The 19,128-nt window shown below is 71.7% G+C and carries 15 protein-coding genes; 7 read left to right on the top strand and 8 right to left on the bottom strand.

Going from position 1 to position 19,128, the window contains the following annotated elements; all coding sequences use genetic code 11:
* Positions 1-71 precede the first annotated feature (71 nt).
* A complete protein-coding gene (gene mraZ, locus ACGLYG10_RS13435) occupies positions 72-503 on the bottom strand; it encodes a division/cell wall cluster transcriptional repressor MraZ (RefSeq protein ID WP_073333053.1) in 432 nt (143 codons plus the stop codon).
* 536 nt (positions 504-1,039) lie between these two features.
* Between mraZ and ACGLYG10_RS13430 the strand changes: the two genes are divergently transcribed.
* A complete protein-coding gene (locus ACGLYG10_RS13430; protein ID WP_083565920.1) occupies positions 1,040-3,043 on the top strand; it encodes an oxidoreductase in 2,004 nt (667 codons plus the stop codon).
* Positions 3,044-3,112: 69 nt separating this feature from the next.
* Here ACGLYG10_RS13430 and ACGLYG10_RS13425 read toward each other — a convergent pair whose 3' ends face one another.
* A complete protein-coding gene (locus ACGLYG10_RS13425; protein WP_073333051.1) occupies positions 3,113-3,493 on the bottom strand; it encodes a DUF3040 domain-containing protein in 381 nt (126 codons plus the stop codon).
* Positions 3,494-3,723: 230 nt separating this feature from the next.
* Positions 3,724-4,971 (bottom strand): DNA polymerase IV, encoded by a 1,248-nt coding sequence (gene dinB, locus ACGLYG10_RS13420; RefSeq protein WP_073333049.1) that lies wholly within the window; start codon positions 4,969-4,971, stop codon positions 3,724-3,726.
* Between the two features lie 179 nt (positions 4,972-5,150).
* Here dinB and ACGLYG10_RS13415 point away from each other — a divergent pair, with 179 nt between their 5' ends.
* Complete coding sequence (locus tag ACGLYG10_RS13415; RefSeq protein ID WP_073333263.1) at positions 5,151-5,900, top strand: spermidine synthase; 750 nt, start codon at positions 5,151-5,153, stop codon at positions 5,898-5,900.
* A 68-nt stretch (positions 5,901-5,968) separates the two neighbouring features.
* Here ACGLYG10_RS13415 and ACGLYG10_RS13410 read toward each other — a convergent pair whose 3' ends face one another.
* A complete protein-coding gene (locus ACGLYG10_RS13410; RefSeq protein WP_073333047.1) occupies positions 5,969-6,886 on the bottom strand; it encodes a PAC2 family protein in 918 nt (305 codons plus the stop codon).
* Between the two features lie 460 nt (positions 6,887-7,346).
* On the opposite strand from ACGLYG10_RS13410, the gene ACGLYG10_RS13405 reads away from it, so the two are divergent.
* The 3 genes from ACGLYG10_RS13405 (at position 7,347) to ACGLYG10_RS13395 (ending at position 13,624) form a co-directional block, all read left to right on the top strand.
* Positions 7,347-9,788, top strand: a complete 2,442-nt coding sequence (locus ACGLYG10_RS13405; protein ID WP_073333261.1) for a HelD family protein — start codon at positions 7,347-7,349, stop codon at positions 9,786-9,788.
* A gap of 192 nt (positions 9,789-9,980) precedes the next feature.
* Positions 9,981-11,870, top strand: a complete 1,890-nt coding sequence (locus ACGLYG10_RS13400; protein WP_073333041.1) for an AMP-binding protein — start codon at positions 9,981-9,983, stop codon at positions 11,868-11,870.
* Entirely contained in the window at positions 11,867-13,624 is a 1,758-nt protein-coding gene (locus ACGLYG10_RS13395) for an AMP-binding protein (RefSeq protein ID WP_073333039.1), read from the top strand. The genes ACGLYG10_RS13400 and ACGLYG10_RS13395 overlap by 4 nt, the downstream gene beginning before the upstream one ends.
* A 58-nt stretch (positions 13,625-13,682) precedes the next feature.
* Here the strand turns inward: ACGLYG10_RS13395 and dapA are convergent, their stop codons facing one another.
* Entirely contained in the window at positions 13,683-14,579 is an 897-nt protein-coding gene (gene dapA / locus ACGLYG10_RS13390) for a 4-hydroxy-tetrahydrodipicolinate synthase (protein WP_073333037.1), read from the bottom strand.
* 145 nt (positions 14,580-14,724) lie between these two features.
* Between dapA and ACGLYG10_RS13385 the strand changes: the two genes are divergently transcribed.
* Entirely contained in the window at positions 14,725-15,390 is a 666-nt protein-coding gene (locus ACGLYG10_RS13385; protein ID WP_083565919.1) for a GNAT family N-acetyltransferase, read from the top strand.
* A gap of 90 nt (positions 15,391-15,480) precedes the next feature.
* Here ACGLYG10_RS13385 and dapB read toward each other — a convergent pair whose 3' ends face one another.
* Both dapB and ACGLYG10_RS13375 read right to left on the bottom strand, forming a co-directional pair.
* Positions 15,481-16,233, bottom strand: coding sequence for a 4-hydroxy-tetrahydrodipicolinate reductase (dapB, locus tag ACGLYG10_RS13380; RefSeq protein WP_073333035.1), 753 nt, complete (start codon positions 16,231-16,233; stop codon positions 15,481-15,483).
* A 150-nt stretch (positions 16,234-16,383) separates the two neighbouring features.
* Positions 16,384-16,890, bottom strand: coding sequence for a YbhB/YbcL family Raf kinase inhibitor-like protein (locus tag ACGLYG10_RS13375; protein ID WP_073333033.1), 507 nt, complete (start codon positions 16,888-16,890; stop codon positions 16,384-16,386).
* Between the two features lie 242 nt (positions 16,891-17,132).
* Here ACGLYG10_RS13375 and ACGLYG10_RS13370 point away from each other — a divergent pair, with 242 nt between their 5' ends.
* Positions 17,133-17,525 carry a hypothetical protein gene (locus ACGLYG10_RS13370; RefSeq protein WP_073333031.1) on the top strand — a complete coding sequence of 131 codons (393 nt, stop codon included), beginning with the start codon at positions 17,133-17,135 and terminating at the stop codon, positions 17,523-17,525.
* A gap of 71 nt (positions 17,526-17,596) precedes the next feature.
* On the opposite strand, the gene ACGLYG10_RS13365 is transcribed toward ACGLYG10_RS13370, so the two are convergent.
* Positions 17,597-18,958 carry a M16 family metallopeptidase gene (locus tag ACGLYG10_RS13365; RefSeq protein ID WP_073333030.1) on the bottom strand — a complete coding sequence of 454 codons (1,362 nt, stop codon included), beginning with the start codon at positions 18,956-18,958 and terminating at the stop codon, positions 17,597-17,599.
* Between the last annotated feature and the right edge of the window lie 170 nt (positions 18,959-19,128).

Genomic DNA, 19,128 nt, shown 5'->3' with positions numbered 1-19,128 from the left:
GGGGTTTGGGGCGGCTGGGGCCCATGCCTGACGGCGTTATGCAGTTGTACGGCCGAAGTGTTCGGGGCGGGTCAGAAGAACCCGGGGATGATCTCCTCGGCGGTGTCGGCGAAGACCTGCTCCTGTGCGGCCAGGTAGGTCTCCCAGGCCTTCGCGTCCCAGATCTCCACACGTGCGCCGGCGCCGATGACCGCGAGATCGCGGCCCAGCCCGGCGTAGGCGCGCAGCGGCGCGGGGATGGTGATGCGCCCCTGCTTGTCGGGGATCTGCGAGTCGGCGCCGGAGAGCATGACGCGGACGTAATCGCGCGCCTGTTTCTGCGCCAGGGGGGCCTCGCGCAGTTGGGCGTACATGCGCTCGAACTCGGCGGAGGTGAAGGCGTAGATGCAGTGCTCCTGGCCGCGGGTGAGGATCACACCGCCGGCGAGCTCCTCACGGAACTTCGCCGGAAGGATGAGCCGGCCCTTCTCATCGAGGCGGGGAGCGTGGGTACCCAAGAACATGCGGACCTCACTCCTCTCCCCTCGACGATCCAACGTGCCCCACATTACTCCACTTCGCTCCCCTTTCTTCCACTCTGAGGTCGCAAACTGGGGTCATGATCGCGTCGAGGCGGCCAACGGGACGGAGTTTTCCCCGGAATCACGGGCTCATACTGAGGTGGTTGAAAGTGGAGGGAAAGGGGCGCGCGGGACGGCATGGGCGTGGCGAGGTCGACCGACGTCGGGCCGCGGACAGCAGCGCGAGCAGGGACGGCGGGGATGGCGACACCGGGGAGGCCACCCGTCGGCCGAGATCGGATAACGGGACCAGGCCGGGGAAAACGGAGGCGCCGGCGGTGGCGGTGCCGGTGTGTGGCGGACGCCCGGCACCCCCGCCCGGAACCACCCGTGGAGGAAAGTGGAGGGACGTCCGACGGACGCCCCGCACCCGCCCGGGCGGGTTGCGTTTCAGCCAATGGAGACCTTAGGTAGTGGCGCTGCTCACGACTTCGCGGTGAACTGACACAGTGTCAGCGTCGACATCCGAGGAGCCAGCCATGCTCACCGCCAACAGCCCCACTACCTCGACCACCAACCAAACCACCGCACCGGACACCGCCTACCCCCACCTCCTGTCGCCCCTGACGATCGCCGGTCATGTCCTGCGCAACCGCGTCCTCATGCCGCCCATGGGCACCGAGATGTGCACCGAGGACGGACTGTCCACCCCGCGCGAGGCCGCCTATTACGGGGCGCGCGCCGTGGGCGGCACCGCCGTCGTCATGACCGGCATCAACTTCGTCCAGTCCGAGCTTGAGCCCATCCACAAGGGCCTGGCCCGGGTCGATTCCGACGACTGCATCCCGGGCCTGCGCGGTATCGCCGAGGCCGTCCACGCCGGCGGGGGCCTCGCCGCACTGCAACTCACCCCTGGCCTGGGCCGCAACAACCAGTACTACGACGAGCTCGGGATGGAGCCGGTCTCGTCCTCGGACAACACCTATTTCTTCGACCCGTCCCGCCGCTGCCGCCCCCTGACGACCGAGGAGATCCGCCTCATCGTCCAGCGCGTGGGTGAGGCGGCACGCCGCGGCGCCGAAGCCGGCTTCGACGCCATCGACCTGCACGGGCACACCGGCTATCTCGTCGACCAGTTCATGAGCGCGCTGTGGAACCGCCGCACGGACGAGTACGGCGGCTCGCCAGAGAACCGCGCCCGCTTCGCCGTGGAGTGCCTGCGCGCCATCAAGGACAACGCCCCCGACTGCATCGTCTCCTTCCGCATCTCGGTCAACCACCGATTCGAGGGCGGGCGCACCTGGGAGGAGACCCAGGCGCTCGTCCAAGCCCTCGAGGCCGGCGGGCTCGACATGATCCTGTGCGACGACGGCTCCTACGAGGCCATGGACTACGTCTTTCCGCCGTACTACCTCGGCGACGCCCCGATGTGGGAGGCCGCCGCCAGGGTCAAGGAGGTCGTCTCCATTCCCGTGGCCGCCTGCGGCTCCCTCACCCCCGAGATCGGCGAGCGGCTCATCGCCGAGGGCAGCGCCGACCTCGTTGCCCTGGGGCGCCCGCTCATCGCCGACCCCGACCTCGTCGTCAAGCTCGAGCAGGGCCGCCGGGCCGACGTCCGCCCCTGCATCCGCTGCAACCAGATGTGCACCGGCAATGCCTTCTTCGGGCTGCCGGTGGCCTGCGCCGTGAACCCCGAGGCGGGTTTCGAGCTTGAGCGCGTGATCGAGCCCGGCAGCGTCACCGAGCCCAAGCGTGTCGTCGTCGTGGGCGCCGGCCCGGCGGGGCTCGAGTTCGCGCGCGTCGCCGGGCTGCGTGGGCACCGCGTCGAGATCTACGAGAAGGGCGACCGGATCGGCGGTGTCCTCCTGCCGGCGGCGACCCCCGACTTCAAGCGGGAGCTGTTCCGCATGATCGGCTGGTGGGAGCGCCAGCTCGAGCAGATCCCGACGGTGAGTATCCACCTGGGCCACGAAGTCACGGTCGAGGATGAGGTCCTCACCGGCGCCGACGTCCTCGTCCTCGCCAACGGCTCGCACCCCTTCGTACCCGAATCGGTCGCCGTCGCCCCCGGGGCGCGCCCCGTCGACGTCCTCGCCTTCCACCGCGGGGCGCCCCTGGGCCAGCGCGTCGTCGTGTGCGGTGGTGGCCTATCGGGCGCCGACGCGGCCCTCGAGATCGCCCAAAAGGGCCACGCGGTCGTCATCCTCGAGATGGTCGAGGAGATCGCCGGGGACATGCTGATGCTCAACCGGATCTCGCTGCTGCGCGAGCTCGAGGCGCACGGGGTCGAGATCCGCACCCGCACCCTCGTCAAGGAGATCACCCCCGAGGGCGTGCGCGTCACCGGCACCGAGGGCGCCGAGGAGCTCGTCGAGGCCGACACCGTCATCACGGCCTTCGGGCTCAAGCCCGCCACGGGCGTGGGCGATGCTCTCGCCGCGGCCGTCCCCGGCGCCGAGGTCATCCGGGTCGGCGACTGCGTCAAACCGCGCAAGGTCGGCGATGCCATCAACGACGCCTACGTCGCCGCGCTCGCCCTCTGAGACGCGAGCGACGGCGGGGCCGCACCCTCCTGCGGGAGGTGCGGCCCCGCCGTAATGCGCCCGGGGTGGTCAGTTCTGGCCGTCGCGGCGGCGATCCCACCGCTCTGACTGGCGCTCCATGAAGGAGGAGCGCTTCGCGTTGCCGACGCCGGCCGCGGTCGCCTTGGAGCTTGGGCGGAAGAGCATGAGCGTGACCCCCCACACGGCTAGGGCGAATCCGAGCACGCCCAGCAGGATGGACACGACGCTGCTGCTGCCGGCGGCCACGCCGCCGATCACGACGGCAAGGCCGAGCAGGAGCAGCGCGGCCCCAGCGCCGATGCGGCGTGGTGAGGGGCGCCGCAGTGCCGTTTCGGCATGCTGCATGGTCTCGGCCAGCGACGGGTCCTCGTCGTTGAGTTGTTCCTCAAGGTCGCGCAGCACCTGCTGCTCGCGTTCCGACAATGCCATGGCACGCCTCCCTTCCGGTTGTGGGCTCACATGGACGGCCGGAGGGTCGTCTCGGCCAACCCGCCTGAACAACATCCAGGATAGGCGGTTGTCGTCACAGGATGAAAACCAGCCCGTCCCATTGCCCAGAAAACAACGTACGACGCGGGGTTCTTCCCGAATCGCGGGCGCCCGACCCCCGCCCGGACGGCGGCGGATGGGCGCCGCGAAACACGTGCGCCGCGGCCGCCTCAGTGCGCAGGACGGTCGGGCTGATCGGGCTCCCGGGGGCGGGACAGCAGGCTGGCGGGGGCGAGGGCGGCGCTGCCCCAACGCTCGCGTACGGCGTCGGCGGCGCGCTCGGGGGCGCCGCGGCGCGGATCATCGTCCAGGAGCAACTGAACGCCGTCGTCGGCGCGGGCCAGGCCCTCCACCCGCACCCCGAGCAGCCGGAAGCCGCCGCCCGGGGTGGGCAGGGCGTTGAACAGCGACTCCACGACGGCGAAGATGTCGCGCGCCAGGTCGGTGGGCACCCCCAATGTGCGGGAGCGGGTGACGGTGACGAAGTCGGCGCCGCGTGCCTTCAGCACCACCACCCGGCCCCGCAGTCCGCCCGCGCGCAGCCGGGCGGCACACTGGTGAGCCTGGTCCAGCAGCACCCGGCGGGCGTGCTCACGATCGGTGATGGTGTCAAAGAAGGTGCTCTCGGTGCCGACGGACTTCTCCTCCCGCTGCGGGGTGACCGGACGCGGATCGACGCCGTGGGACAGATCGTGCAGGTGGCGGGCGGCCGCCGGGCCAAGGATGCGTTCCAGGCGGCGCACATCGGTGGCGGCCAACTGCCGCACGTCGGTGATGCCCCAGCGGGCCAGCGCCTGAGCGCTCTTCTCCCCCACTCCCCACAGGGCGCCCACCGGCAACACGTTGAGGAAGTCCTGGGTTGCCTGCGCAGGAATCAGCAGAAGCCCGTCGGGTTTGGCGTGAGCGGAGGCCAGTTTGGCCACGAACTTGGTGGAGGCGATACCGACGGAGGCGGGTACCCCCACGCGCTCGCGCACCTGGCGTCGAATCCAATGCCCAATGGTCACCGGAGAGCCCATGCGGCGACGGGCGCCGGAGACGTCCAGAAACGCCTCGTCCACGCTGACGCGTTCCAGCAACGGGGTGACCTCACCGAGGATGCCCATCACCTGCTGGGAGACGGAGGAGTACACGCCGTGGCGCACCGGCAGGACCACGGCCTGGGGGCAGCGGCGCATGGCCTCGTTCATGGGCATGGCCGAGCTGACTCCGTAGGCGCGGGCCTCATAGGAGGCGGCGGAGACCACGCCGCGCCCGTCGCGGCCGCCGACGATGACGGGACGCCCGACCAGCTCGGGGTGCTCGAGCAGTTCCACCGAGGCGAAGAAGGCGTCCATGTCCACGTGCAGAATGGGGGTGGCGGAGTCGTCCTCGCCCCACAAGCGGCGGGCGCTCTCGGCCCGCGGTGCCCGGCTCATATCCGCCCTCCCCCGCGTATCCCCGCCGTGCCCCGTACCCGGGGCTGACTGGGCGACGTCTTACGCGGCCACGATAACGTGCCCCTGTGACACGCAGTCAATCCTCCGCCCGCTCCTCCAAACAGCGCCGCCGCGGCACCGACGCCGCCGTCCGCGCCGCGGCTCTGCCCACGGGGCCGGTGGAGACCTCCTGCGCGACGGCGCGCCTGGAGTTGCGGGACACCGGGGTGCTGCTGCTACTAGACGGCACCGAGTCCTCCTGGGTCGATCTGCGTAACCCCACGCACCTGGACTTTGAGTACCTCCAGCAGATGGACGCGGTCGTTTCGGCGCTGTGTGGGCGGGGTGAACCCTTGCGGGCACTGCACCTGGGCGGCGCCGGCTGTGCCCTGGCCCGCGCCTGGGATGCCGCCCGGCCGGGCTCGACCCAGTTGGCGGTGGAGATTGACGCTGTGCTGGCCCGCAAGGTGCGCGAATGGTTCGACTTGCCGCGCGCGCCGCGGCTGCGCATCCGCGTGGGCGACGCCGCCCAGGTGGTGGGCACGCTACATGCCGAGGCGTGGGACGTGGTGGTGCGCGACGTGTTCGCGGGCGGCATGGTTCCCGGCGCCTGCCGGGGGCGCGAGTTCCTGGCCGAATGCCGCCGGCTGCTGGCGCCCGGCGGACTGTACCTGGCCAATACCGTTTGCCCGCCGCGCGACGTGGTGGCGGCCGAGCTGGCGCACCTGTGCGCCGTGTTCGGCGGGGTGCTGGTGGTGGGTGACCCGGCCGTGGTGCGGGGCCGGCGCCGCGGCAACCTGGTGCTGGTGGCCCGCGCACAGCCGTTCACGCCGCCGGAGCTGGACGCCGTGGAGCGGGCGGTGCGGCGCCTGCCGCTGCCGGTGCGCACCTGGCGGCCGAACGACCAGGCGCTGCCCCACCCCAGTTAAGGGGGGCCGAGAGCCCGCCCGCGGGGCAGCCCGGGACGGTACCGGCCGCGAGCGCGGCTCGGGCCGCGCTAGTGCTGGAGACCGTCGCCGGAGGTGTTTTCGTTCGCCTCCAGGAAGGCCTCCAGGCGGGCGCCGATCTCGTCCGCGCTGGGCAGGTCGAGCGTGGGGGTGCCTTCGAAGCCCAAGTCCTCGGCCTGCTGCAGCATGGCGTCGTACTGGGCCTCGAGCGCCGAGACGACGGCGCTGACCTCGGGCTGCTGGGCGGCCTCCGCGTCGATCTCGGCGCGGTTGACGTTGGCGGCCGCCTCCAGGTCGCCCAGGGGCAGGGCCAGGCCGGTGTTTTCAGCCACCGCGCGCAGCAGCGCGGCGGCACCCTGCGGGAAGTCGTCGCGGGCGATGTAGTGGGGAATGGAGGCGGACAGGCCGCGGGAGTCGATGCCGACCTCGCCCAGGCGCAACTCCAGGAAGGCGCCCATGGAACCGGGCAGTTCGACCCGGCCGAACACCTCCGTCTGCGAGTTGAGCTTGTCCGGCTGCGAACCGTGGGCGTGCACGTAGGTGGGGCGGGTGTGCGGGATCGCCATGGGGATGCCGCTGATGCCGACGGCCTGGCTCACCCCCATGGACACGGCCAGGTGGATTACGGCGTCGGCGAACTCCTGCCAGCGGTAATCGGGTTCCGAGCCGTGCAGCAGCAGCAGGTCTTCGCCGTCGTCGTCCTGCAGCAGGTCCAGGACCAGCTCGGGCATGGCGGCGTCGCTGTAAGTGTTGTGGTCGAAGGTCATCACCGGCCGACGGGCCCGGTAGTCGAGCAGGGAGTCGATGTCAAAGGTGGCCACGCGGGTGTGGGGCAGGGTCATCACCAGCTGGTCCACGGCCAGCGATCCGGCGTGGCCGGCGTCCATGGCTCCGTCGAAGTAGTGCAGGAGCACGCGCGGCGAGACTGGCTCACCCGCTGGGTGCTCCACGGTGTATAGCTGTCGCATCGCTCCTCCTCTCGCGCCTTCAGCGCTCGTATTCATGCAGGCGCATCTCGCACGTGGCCCGCTGCGGGCCGCGCGGACGGCCATGCGTCGGCTGGTGCAACACCGGGAGGGCGGCCTGTGTTCCCGTCCGGTGGGCTCCGGCGTAAGCCACGAAGCGGATTCCCCCGCCATCCCCGAAACCGGCGGTCCCCTACGCGTCCCCTCCGGGCGAACAAGATGACGCGTAGCTGGCGAGGCGGGTCGCCGGGGAGATAATGGACGATCCCCGTCGGCTCGGGTGCCGCCTCGTGCGGAGGCCTTGCGCCGACCACCACCGTACACGACTACTTCTTCTCCGCCGCCGCCGTCGGGCCCTGGCCCGCACCGGTGAGGGCCCAACGCCTAGCGAGGTCATGTGAGCCAGCATCATCCCTGCCCCGAACCGGCCGAGGCCACCGAGTCGGACGACCAGCGTCCGACCATGGCGTCCGCCCGTGACCGCGAGATCGCAGCGGAGCAGGAGGTGGTGGATCTGGCTTACAGCGAACTGGACCGGCAGCTGGGCGCGGCCCGCCGCTCACTGACGGCCACGCAGGCGCGGGGCGCCTCGGGGACGCACCAGTCGCGCGGTGAGCGGGACGCCTACGCGGTGCACTACTCCGACCTGATCGCCTCCCTGGAGGGGGTGGAGGACCGGCTGGTCTTCGGACGCATGGATATGGCGCAGCCGATTGCTGATAGTGCCGACGACCCCGCCCCCGCCGCCCCGGATGGGGATGGCGACGTGACCGCGGCGGGCCTGCGCCACTACGTGGGGCGTATCGGCCTGCAGGATGTCCGCCACCGCGAGGTGGTGCTGGACTGGCGCGCTCCCCTGTCGCGGGCCTTCTACCAGGCCACTGCCTCCGCCCCGATGGGATTGGTGCGGCGGCGGCACATCGACACGCGTGCGCGCCGCGTGATCGGTCTGGAGGATGAGCTGATCGACGTGACCGCGGCGGGCGGGCCTGCCGCACTGGCCGCGGCCGACCCCGAGGCCGCGCAGACGCATATGGCCATTGACGGGCTGCAGGGTGAGGGCGCGTTGATCGCGGCCATGTCCGCGGCCCGTGACGGGCGCATGGGCGACATCGTCGCCACGATCCAGGCCGAGCAGGACCGGGTGGTGACCGGTGACGGCAAGGGCGTGCTGGTGGTGCAGGGTGGTCCCGGCACCGGTAAAACGGCGGTGGCCCTGCACCGGGTCGCCTACCTCTTCTACGCCGAACGCGAGCGCCTGGAACGCTCCGGGGTGCTGCTGGTGGGCCCGTCGCGCACCTTCCTGCGCTATGTCGAGCAGGTGCTGCCTTCCCTGGGGGAAACGGGCGTGGTCTCAACCACGTTGGCGGACCTGGTGCCCGGCGTGCACGCCCGCGGCACCGAGCGGGGCGAGGTGGCCGAACTGAAGTCCCGGTCGGTGTGGACAGACATTCTGCGCCGGGCGGTGCGCGGGCTGCAGCGGGTGCCGGACGCGCCCCGCGACATCGTGGTGCAGGGCACCCACCTGCAGTTGTTGCCCGCTGACGTGCGGGAGGCGGCCGCCCGCGCCCGGCGCTCGGGCAAGCCCCACAACCTGGCGCGCGAGACCTTCGTGCTGTGGTTGCTGGAGCGCCTGACCGACCAGTTCGCCGCCGCCACCCGCCAGGACGCCACCGACGCCGACACGCGCGCCTGGATCCGGGAGGATATTCGCACCGCCCGTGACGCCCGTCGGGAGATCAACCTGTGCTGGATGCCGACGACGCCGGTCGGCCTGCTGGAGCGACTGTGGTCTCACCCGGACCTACTGGCCCGGGTGGCCCCGGAGTTGCGGCCGGCCGAGCGGCGGCTGCTGGAGCGACCGGCGGGCAGCGAATTGACGGAGGCGGACGTGCCCCTGATCGACGAACTGGCCGAGTTGCTGGGGCCCAGTGAGGACGCCGAGGCCCGCCGCGCCCGTCTGGAGGCGCGCCGCCACGAGTCGCTGGTCGCCTACGCGGCGCAGGCGATCGAGTCGCAGGAGCTCGGGGACGGCATGGTCAGCGCCGAGATGCTGGCCGACCGGGTCGAGGAGTCCGGGCCGTCCCTCACGCTGGCGGAGCGGGCACGGGCCGACCGCAGCTGGACCTACGGACATGTCGTCGTCGACGAGGCGCAGGAGCTGGGTGCCATGGCGTGGCGGGCACTGGCCCGCCGCTGCCCGGTGCGCTCCTTCACCATCGTGGGCGACCTGGCACAGTACTCCGGTCCGAGCCGCCCGGGCTCGTGGCGGCACGTGCTATCGGCTCTGGGCACGCGCCCGGCCAAGCGCCGCGGTGGGCGCGGCTCCCGGGCGCTGGCGGCGGCGACGCCGCTGCGTGAGGAGGCGCTGACAGTCTGTTACCGCACACCGGCGACGATCATGCGGGCGGCCGAGCAGGTGGCCGCGGGGCTCGGCGCGCCGGTGAACTACCCGGTGAGCTCGGTGCGCGACCTGCCCGACTGCCTCGCGGTGGACGATCTCTCCGACTCCCCCGCCGCCGGGCGGGACGAGGCGGCCAATGCCGCCTGGGGCCAGGCCCTGCGTGAGGCGGTGGCGGCGGAGTCGGTCACATTGGATGCGGCCGTGGGCAAGAGTGCCGGCCGCATCGCGGTGATCGCCCCGCAGCCGCGACAGGTCGCCGCCCTGCTGGCGCAGGATCCGGCGCTGGCGGCCGCGATGGAGGCGCCGGGCGGCGACATTCTGCGCAGTCGACTGGCGGTGATGGGGCCGCGGCTGTCGAAGGGGCTGGAGTTCGACGTGGTGGTGCTGGTGGACCCGGCGGCCATCGGGGAATCAAGCCCCGGCGACCTGTACGTGGCGATGACGCGGCCGACGCGGCGTCTGCGCGTGGTCTCCCGTCTGCCGCTTCCCGCCGGCCTGTAGCCGGCTCACGGCCAGCGCACAGGCCGGCGCGCTAGCCTGCCGACGGTCGGGCCGACAGTGAGCGTCAAACCACAGGTCGCATGCTCATCACGCACCCACACACCTACGCGACCGTAGGTTACGGTTGCGTAGGCTACGACTCCCCGCCCGGTCGCCCGCCAGGCCAGGGCGGGAGACTCGGGAAAGGGAACGATGAGCAGCTTTGACCAGGCCGCCGACGCCGGCCGCCAGGCACGCACCCGGGGCGACTCCTCCGAATACCAGCGCCCCCATTACGCCCCCGGCATCCCCAGCGTGATCGCGCCCGTCACCGAGCCGCTCTCCCGCATGCTCGACGATGCGGCCCGCCGCTTCCCGGACCGGATCGCCCTGGACTTCATGGGGCAGGCGACCACCTACCGGCAACTGAGTGACCAGGTGACGCGGGCCGCGGAGGCGCTGCGCCGCCTGGGCGTGGGCCGCGGCGACGTCGTCGGGGTGATTCTGCCCAACTGTCCCCAGCACGTCGTGATCGCCTACGCCGCCTGGCGGCTCGGGGCGATCGTCGCCGAGCACAACCCGCTGGCCCCCGCCGCCCAGATCCGCGAGCAGATTCAGATGCACCACGGCCGGGTGATCATCGCCTGGGAGAAGTCGCTGGCGCGGATCGTGCAGGCCGTCGGCTCCCTCGATCGCGCCGGCATGGCCGAGGCGCGGGTGCTGTCCGTGGACCTTTCCCGCGGGCTGCCGTGGAGCAGCCGACTGGCTCTGAAGCTCCCGGTGGCGGCCGCCCGCTCCCAACGCCACGAGCTGCGCGGCAGAGTGCCGGCCGGGGTGTCCTCCTGGGACGACCTGGTCGCCACCACCCCGCCGCTGCCCTCGGGCCACCCTCTGCCGGACGTGAACGACGTCGCCGTGCTGCTGTACACCGGCGGCACCACCGGTACCCCCAAGGCGGTCCAGCTGACTCACGCCAACGCCCGCGCCAACGCGGAGATGAGCCTGGCGTGGGCCTCCCAGACCTGCGAGGTCGGTCAGGAGACCTTCTACGCGGTGCTGCCCTTCTTCCACGCCTTCGGCTTGAGCCTGTCGCTGCTGTGTGCCGTCGGGCTGGCCGCCACCCAGGTGGTGCTGCCCAAGTTCGGGGCCGACATGGTGCTGGCCGCCTGGAAGCGGCACCCGGCCACCTTCTTCCCGGGGGTGCCGGTCATGTTCGATCGGATTGTTACCCGCGCCCGGGAGACCGGCGCCGACCTGTCCAGCTGCAAGATCGCCGTCTGCGGGGCGGCGCCGACTCCCAAGGCGGTGGCCGACGCCTGGGAGGAGGCCACCGGCGGGGTCATCATCGAGGGCTACGGCATGACGGAGACGGCACCCATCATCCTGGGCAACCCGATCTCCCCCGAGCGGCGGCCCGGCGCACTGGGCGTGCCCTACCCGTCCACCGACGTGCGCGTGGTCGACCCCGACCACCCCGAGGTGGAGGTGGAACCGGGCCAGGTAGGCGAGCTGGTGGTTCACGGCCCGCAGGTGTTCGTCGGCTATTGGGAGAACCCCGAGGAGACGGACGCCGTCATGCTGGACGGGGGCTGGCTGCGCACCGGGGATCTGGTGCGCCAGGAGGACGACGGCTTCTACGTGATGGCCGACCGCCGCAAGGAACTGATCATCTCCGGCGGCTTCAACATCTACCCCAGCGAGGTGGAGGCGGCCGTGCGCTCCATGCCGCAGGTGGAGGAGGTCGCCGTCGTCGGGCTGCCGGCAGAGGCCGGCAACGAGTCCGTGGTGGCCGCCATCCTGCCCAAGGACGGGCAGACGGTCACGCTCGACCAGGTGCGCGCCTGGGCGGAGAAGACCCTGTCCCACTACGCGCTGCCCCGCCAGGTGGCGATCCTGACGGAGATGCCGCGCTCCCAGATCGGCAAGGTGCTGCGCCGGGTGGTGCGCGAGGAACTGCTGGCCGCCCGGGAGGCGGCCGCGGGTGCGGCGGCGACGGCGGCCGCCGCCTCCCAGTCCGCCGCCACCGCCCTGGTGGAGCGCCTGGGTGAGGTCGGCCGCGGTGAGCCCGAGCAGGGCACCGGTGCCGGGGAGCAGACCCGGTGAGCGACGTGGAGGACGCCGAGCGGTACCGGCGCCCGCACTACCAGCCGAATATCCCCGCCGTCATCGACGTCCCGGAGGGCCCGCTGGGAGACCTCCTGGACACCGCCGCCGAGTTCTACGGGGACCGGGTCGCACTGGACTTCATGGGGGCGACTCTGACCTACCGTGAGCTGCTCGAGGCCTCCGAGCGCGCCGCGGGCCTGCTGCGCCGGGCGGGCGTCAAGGCCGGCGACCGGGTCGCCCTGCTCATGCCGAACTGTCCGCAGCACGTGGTGGCGATCTACGGGGCGCTGCGACTGGGGGCGATCGTCGCCGAGCACAACCCGCTCGCCCCCGCGCAGGAGATCCGCGCCCAGCTGGCCCACCACGGCGCGCGGGTGGTGATCGCCTGGGAGAAGGGCGTCGAACTGGTGCTGGATCCGGCGTCGACGGCGGCCGGCGGCACGGATCCGGGAGCCGACCCGCTGGCCGGGCGCACGGTGTTCAGCGTGGACCTGGCCGCCGCCATGCCCGCCCGGCTGCGCGCCGCTCTGCACCTGCCCGTGGCCAGGGCGCGCCAGACTCGCGCCTCCATGCGGGCCGAATCGCTGCCGGCGGGCGTGCGCTCCTGGGACCGGGAGGTGGCCCATGCGGCGCGGCTGGAGGCCTCCTGGCCGCAGCCGGGCGGGGATGACGTGGCCGTGCTGCTGCACACGGGCGGCACCACCGGCATGCCCAAGGCCGCGATGCTCACGCACAAGAACCTGCGCGCCAACGCCAACCAGGCGATCGCCTGGGTGCCGATGCTGCACGAGGGCGGGGAGACCTTCCTGGCGCTGCTGCCCTTCTTCCACGCCTTCGGGTTGACCTTCAACGTGTTCTGCGCGGTGCAGAAGGCGGCCACGCAGGTGATGCTGCCGAAGTTCTCGGTCAGCCAGGTGCTGGAGGCCCACCAGCGCCGCCCCTTCACGTTCTTCGTGGGGGTGCCGGTGATGTTCGAGCGGATCCTGCGGGGCGCCCAGAAGAAGGGCGTGTCCCTGAAGACCCTGCGCTACGGCGTGTGCGGGGCGGCCCCGATGCCGCCGGCCGTGGGGGCGGAGTGGGAGGCCGCCACCGGCGGCTACTTCGTGGAGGGCTACGGGATGACGGAGACCAGCCCGATCGTCTCGGGTACGCCCATGGGACCCAGCCGCCGTCTGGGGGCGCTGGGGCTGCCCTTCGCGTCGACCGACGTGAGGGTGGTGGACCCCGACGCCCCGGACCCCGGGCGGGAGGTGCCCGACGGGGAGCCGGGCGAACTGCTGGTGCGAGGACCGCAGGTCTTCGCCGGCTACTGGGACGACCCGGAGGCGACGGCGGCCGCCATGCTGCCCGGCGGCTGGCTGCGCACCGGGGACATGGTGCGCCGGGAGGACTCCTTCCTGTGGATGGCCGACCGGCGGCGCGAGCTGATCCTCACCGGCGGCTTCAACGTCTACCCCTCCCAGGTGGAGGCGGCGATCCTGAGCCTGGAGGGCGTCGCGGATGTCGCCGTCGTCGGGCTGCCGGGTGGGGCGAATGGGGAACTGGTTTGCGCGGCGGTCGTGCTGGAGCCGGGCACGCCGGCCGGGGCGGTCACCCTGGAGACGGTGCGTGCCCACGCCGAGCGGGTGCTCCCCCACTACGCGCTGCCGCGTCACCTGGAGATCATCGAGGAGATGCCGCGCTCCCAGATCGGCAAGATCCTGCGCCGCGTGGTGCGCGAGCAGATCCTCGGCCGCGTCGACGGCGCCTGAGCGCGGCGGCGTACGGAGCCGGCTGGATCGGAGCCAGCGGGACCGGAGGCGCCCGGGCTCAGAGCAGCCCGGCGGCCTCGAGGCTATCGCGCAGAGCAGCGACCTCGGCGGCGGTGGCACGTACCAGGGGCAGGCGCACGGTGGCACTGGGCAGGCGCCCCTGCAACGCGAGTGCCTCCTTGGCCATCACCGCACCCTGGCCACCGCCCATGATGGCGCGCACCAACGGGCGCATGCGCTGGGCGACGGCGCGGGCGCCGGGAAGGTCACCGGCGTCGACCTCGCGGATCATCTCCCGCCAGGAGTGGGCGTCGGCGTGGGCGACCACGGAGACGACGCCGCTGGCGCCATGGGTGAGCCAGGCGAAGTTCAGCCCGTCATCGCCGGAGTAGTACTCCAGGCCGGTGGCCTCCATGCGCTCGAAGCCCTGCTCGACGTCGCCGGTGGCGTCCTTGACCGCGAGCACCCGCTCATGCTCGGCCAGGCGGGCGAGGGTATCGTCGGTGATCTTCACGCCGGTGCGGCCGGGAATGTCGTAGACCATGACCGGCAGGTCGGTGGCCTCAACCACCGCCATGATGTGCTGGTAGACGCCCTCCTGGCTGGGGCGATTGTAGTAGGGGGCGTTGATGAGCAGCCCCTGCGCGCCGGCCTCCTGGGAGCCCACTCCGATGCGCACCGCATGGGCGGTGTCATTGGATCCGGCGCCGGCAATGAGCATGGCCCGGCCGGCGAGCGCGTCCTTCACCTCACGCAGCAGCGTCTGCTTCTCCGGCAAGTGGGTGGTGGGGGCCTCGCCCGTCGTGCCGGCCAGCAGGATCATGTCGGCGCCGTCGTCAACCAGCGAGACGGCCAACTTCTGGGCGGCCTCGACGTCGATGTCCCCCTCCGGGGTGAAGGGGGTGACCATGGCTACGCCGACGGAGCCGAAGGAGCGGCTGGGAAGAATGCTCATAGTGAGCAGCGTAACGGTATTGCCGCTCCGGCGACGGGTCCGGTCGCACAGTGAGCGGCCGGAGGCGGGGGACATTGCGGATACGACGGGCGAGCATGCGGGGTGAAGGCGACTTCGGCCGGTACGGGCGCATAGGCTCGGCGACATGACTGATACGCGCCTCCCCGACGGATCGCCCCGCCCGCCGGCTTCTTCCCCATCCGCCGCCGGCTTCGTGCGTGAGGCCACCGCCGCGGACCTGGACGCGATCGGACGGGTGCATGCCGCGGCCATGCTGGCCTCGCTCCGGGCCGCGTATACGGACGCCCACGACGCGCCGCTGCCGGCGGGAGTCGAGGCGATGATGGCAGCACCGGTGATCGCCGCCGGCTGGGAGCAGGCGGTGGTGGCTCCGCCGTCGCCGGCGCACCGCGTACTCGTGGCCGTGGATGAGGGCGGCGAGGTGGCGGGCCTGATCGGCGTCGCGCCCTCCCCTGACGGCGCGGATGCGACGAGGGCCGCGGGCAAGACGAGCCGAGTCGACGACGACGCGGCGGCAAACCCGGCCCCCACGAGCGAACGGGGCCTGGAGATCACTGCGCTCGGCGTCGCCCCGGGCCAGCAGCGCCGCGGGCACGGCTCCCGGCTGCTGGCCGCGGCCACGGATCAGGCGCGCGCCCAAGGGGCCGGCGTGCTACTGGCGTGGGCGGTGCGCGGGGACGAGTCCTTGGCCGGGTTCCTGCACGGCGCCGGGCTGACCCGCACGGGCTCGTTCCGGGAGCTGCCCGTCGGGCAGGGCGTCACCGAGGACTGCTGGGCCGCCGTCCTGTAAGCGCCTGCGGCCGTCCGAGCCTCCACGCGCCCGGCGCCGGCTGCCGCGCGCCACGCAACCGGCGGCTCCGGAGCCGGGCACCGCGCGGGGTCACAGGTCGAGCAACCGGTCCAGGCCGATGGTCAGGCCCTCGCGCCCGCCGACCTCGCGCACGGCCAGCACCACGCCCGGCATGAAGCTGGCGCGGTCGAAGGAGTCGGTGCGGATGGTCAGCTGCTCGCCGGGATTGCCGAGCACGACCTCCTCGTGGGCGGTCAGTCCGCGCAGGCGCACGGCGTGCACATGCACGCCGTCGACCACGGCGCCGCGGGCGCCGTCGGGGTCGGTCTCGGTGGCGTCGGGCACCGGGCCCAGCCCGGCCTCGGCGCGGGCGGCGGCAATGCCGCGGGCGGTGGCGATGGCGGTGCCGGAGGGGGCGTCCACCTTGTTGGGGTGGTGCAGCTCGATGACCTCGGCGGACTCGAAGTAGCGGGCGGCCTTCGCGGCGAAGGACATGGTCAGCACCGCGGACAGGGCGAAGTTCGGGGCAATGATGACGCTGCGGCCGGCCGCCTCGGGCCGGGCGAGGTGCTCGCGCACGCGCTCGTAGGCGGCGTCCGTCCAGCCGGTGGTGCCCACCACCACGTCAACACCGGCGTCGATCAGGGCGTGAACGTTGTCCTCGGTGACCGAGGGGTGGGTGAAGTCGACGGCCACCTGGGCGCCGGCCAGGTTCGCGGCGGTGAGCTCATCGCCGACGTCGAGGCGGGCGACGAGCGCGAGCCCGTCGGCGTCCTGAACGGCCTGGCAGACGGTGGACCCCATGCGCCCCGCGGCGCCGACTACGGCAACAGCAATACTCATGTGGGCATCCTAGCCAGGGCTGTCCAAATTCGGGACAAACGAGCCCTCAGACCCTTTCCGGCGGTTTCTGGATCGTTGGAATCATGCGGTTTTACGACCTGCGCTCAGCAGCTCCGGCGGCGTTTGTGCCGATTCTGGACACTTTTCGGCTCAAGCACCCGGGCGGCGCGGTCGTAGACGGGATTCGCAGGTACCAGTCAGCTCTGCCTGCTGGAGCACGTGCCCAGCGATGGCCCGCTTGAGCCCGGGAAGCCGGCTCCGATCAGAAAGGCGCAGGACGGTGTCAAGGGCATACACGGTGAAGCGGTAGGTGTGGGTGGTACCGCGGGGAGGCTTCGGCCCGCGGTACCGGTGCAGGCCGTAGGCGATCCCCTGGACTATCCCGGTGCCGGGACTGATTCGGCCCGGCGGGATGGCCTCGGGAATCAGCTCGCCCGCGGGAATGTTCCACGCCACCCAGTGGGCCATGGTTCCGAACAACGGATGAGTCAGGTCCTCGAGCGTAACCGCCAGAGTCTTCGCGCGGGCATCCAGCCCTTGCAACCGCAGCTCCGGTGAGACGTCCTCACCGCGTCCGGTGTATCGCGTTCTGAAGCGACCGTCGTCGTCGATGCAGTCGGAGCTGAGCGTCAACTGCGTGGCCTGAGGCGAATTCATGGTCGGTCTCCGGTGGCCCCCATGCGCCCGGTGACGCCTGTCACTGCAATGCGTATGGTCATGGCCACACCCTAGTGGCAGTCCCTAGCAACACGCGCGTCGACCAGCAGCAACGACATCATCGTCGCGGCACCCCGAAAACCGTGCCTCCGAGCATCCGTCATGAGTCTCGTCTGAGCGTTGACGCCCGCAACGCCATTGCAATAGCATCAGTGCGTTATCTCACACCCAAGGAAGCCTCCATGCCGCAGCTCGGCCATGACTCGTCATCCAGCGCATGCCAGGACCGGTCGCGCGAGGTTCGGCAGATCGCACGTCGGCTGAGCGTCGTACCATCGCTGTCTTTTACCGCCATCGCCGCCCTGAGTGGGGTTCTCGTCCACCTGAACTGGGATACCCCGCAGCGAGCGATGACGATCGCCATCGCGGCGTCCGCCATCGGTACGGCACTCGCGGCCACCACGGACATTAAGTGGCTGAAGGTAGTCGCTGCCGTGGGTCTGGGAGTCATGGTCGTGGCTGCCATCACTCACCCCTCGGGCACGCTCGGGGCATGGATCATCGCAGCAGTCCTCTTCTTCGTTTTTGCTGTATGCCAGCCGCAGTGGCTTCGGGGACGGCAGCCACAAGGCTGAGCCCGGTCACTCACCGCATCCTCACCGCCGCCGCGATCGCTGTTTACGACCGCACCGTCCGCTACTACCTATCAGGCCTCCGGCCCGACCACCACGCGGCAGCGCTCCTGGGCGGCGAGCTGGGCCGCCAGGGCGCGCACGTCGTCGGCGGTGACCGCGTCCAGGCGGCGCAGGTTCTCCTCCATGGAGCGCAGCCGGCCGGTGACGACCTCGGCGCGTCCCAGCCGCCCCATGCGCGCCAGGGAGTCCTCTCCCCCGAGCACCATGGAGCCGCGGATCTGCCCGCGGGCGCGCTCCAGTTCGCGCTCGGTGACGCCGTCGGCGGCCAGCGACTCGAACTCGCCGGCCATGACGGTCAGCACCTCATCGACGTCGCCGGGGGCGCAGCCGGCATACAGCCCGAAGGCGCCCGCCCCGGCGTAGGGGGTGTCGAAGGCGTAGGTGGTGTAGGCCAAACCGCGCTTCTCGCGGATCTCCTGGAACAGGCGCGAGGACATGCCGCCGCCGAGGATGGTGGTGAGCACGCTCATGGTCCAGCGGCGCTCATCCAGCGCCGGAATGCCCTGGCAGGCGAGGTAGACGTGGGACTGCTCGGCCTCCCGGTTCACCGTGATGTCATGAACCGTCAGCTCCGCCGCGGGTTCGGTCTCGAAGCGGCGCGGACGCGGGGCGACGGCGCCGCTGGTGTCCCAGCCGGCGGCGGCCAGGTCGGCGGCCACGCGCGCGCAGATCTCGTCGTGGTCGACGGCGCCGGCGGCCGCGACCACGAGCGTGTCGGAGGCATAAGTGCGCTGGTAGTGCTCCCACACGGCGTCGCGGGGCACCGCCGAGACCGTCTCGTAGGTGCCGCCGATGGGGCGCCCCAGCGGGGTGTCGTCACCGAAGGCGGCGCGAGCGAAAGCCTCCTGGGCGATTTCGGCGGGGTCGTCGGCGGCGTCGGCCAGCTCGGAGACGATCACGCCGCGTTCGGTCTCCACCTCGCCCGGGTCCAGGCGGGAGGAGGTGACCATGTCGGCGAGCACGTCCAGGGCGGTCAGGTCGTCCGGGCCGAGCACGCGGGCGTAGTAGGAGGTGTGCTCCTTGGAGGTGGCGGCGTTGGACTCCCCACCGATCATGTCGAAGGCCTCGGCGATGTCGTGGGCACTGCGCGTGGCGGTGCCCTTGAACAGCAGGTGCTCCAGGAAGTGGGTGGAGCCCTCCTGGCCGGCGCGCTCGTCGCGGCTGCCGACGCCGAACCACATGCCCAGTGAGGCCGAGCGCAGTGCGGGCACGTGCTCGGTGATCACCCGCACCCCGCCGGGCAGGATCGAGCGGCGGATCGTGGCGCCGTCGTCGACGAGGCGCAGTTCGGTGCCGGGGGCGCCTGCGGGCGCGCGGTCGAGGGCGGCTTCGGCGAAGCTGGTTTCGGGGCCGGTCGGGGCGGGAGTGGTCACCGCACGAGCCTAGACGACCGACCTCGGCACGTCATTCCTGCCGGTCTCGGACGAATCCCACCCGCCGTCGGCCGACCCGTCGCCAAAACAACCGACCTCGGCACGTAACGTCAACCGACCTCGGTGAAGAGAGTAGGGGAGGAAGCAAAAAAAGGGGGACCGGGCTCCGG

Origin of the sequence: Actinomyces glycerinitolerans (assembly GCF_900098745.1) — a bacterium.
GTDB classification, from domain to species: Bacteria; Actinomycetota; Actinomycetes; order Actinomycetales; family Actinomycetaceae; genus Actinomyces; species Actinomyces glycerinitolerans.
The sequence above is the reverse complement of the archived record's forward strand: the minus strand, read 5'-3'. Positions and strand labels throughout refer to the sequence as shown.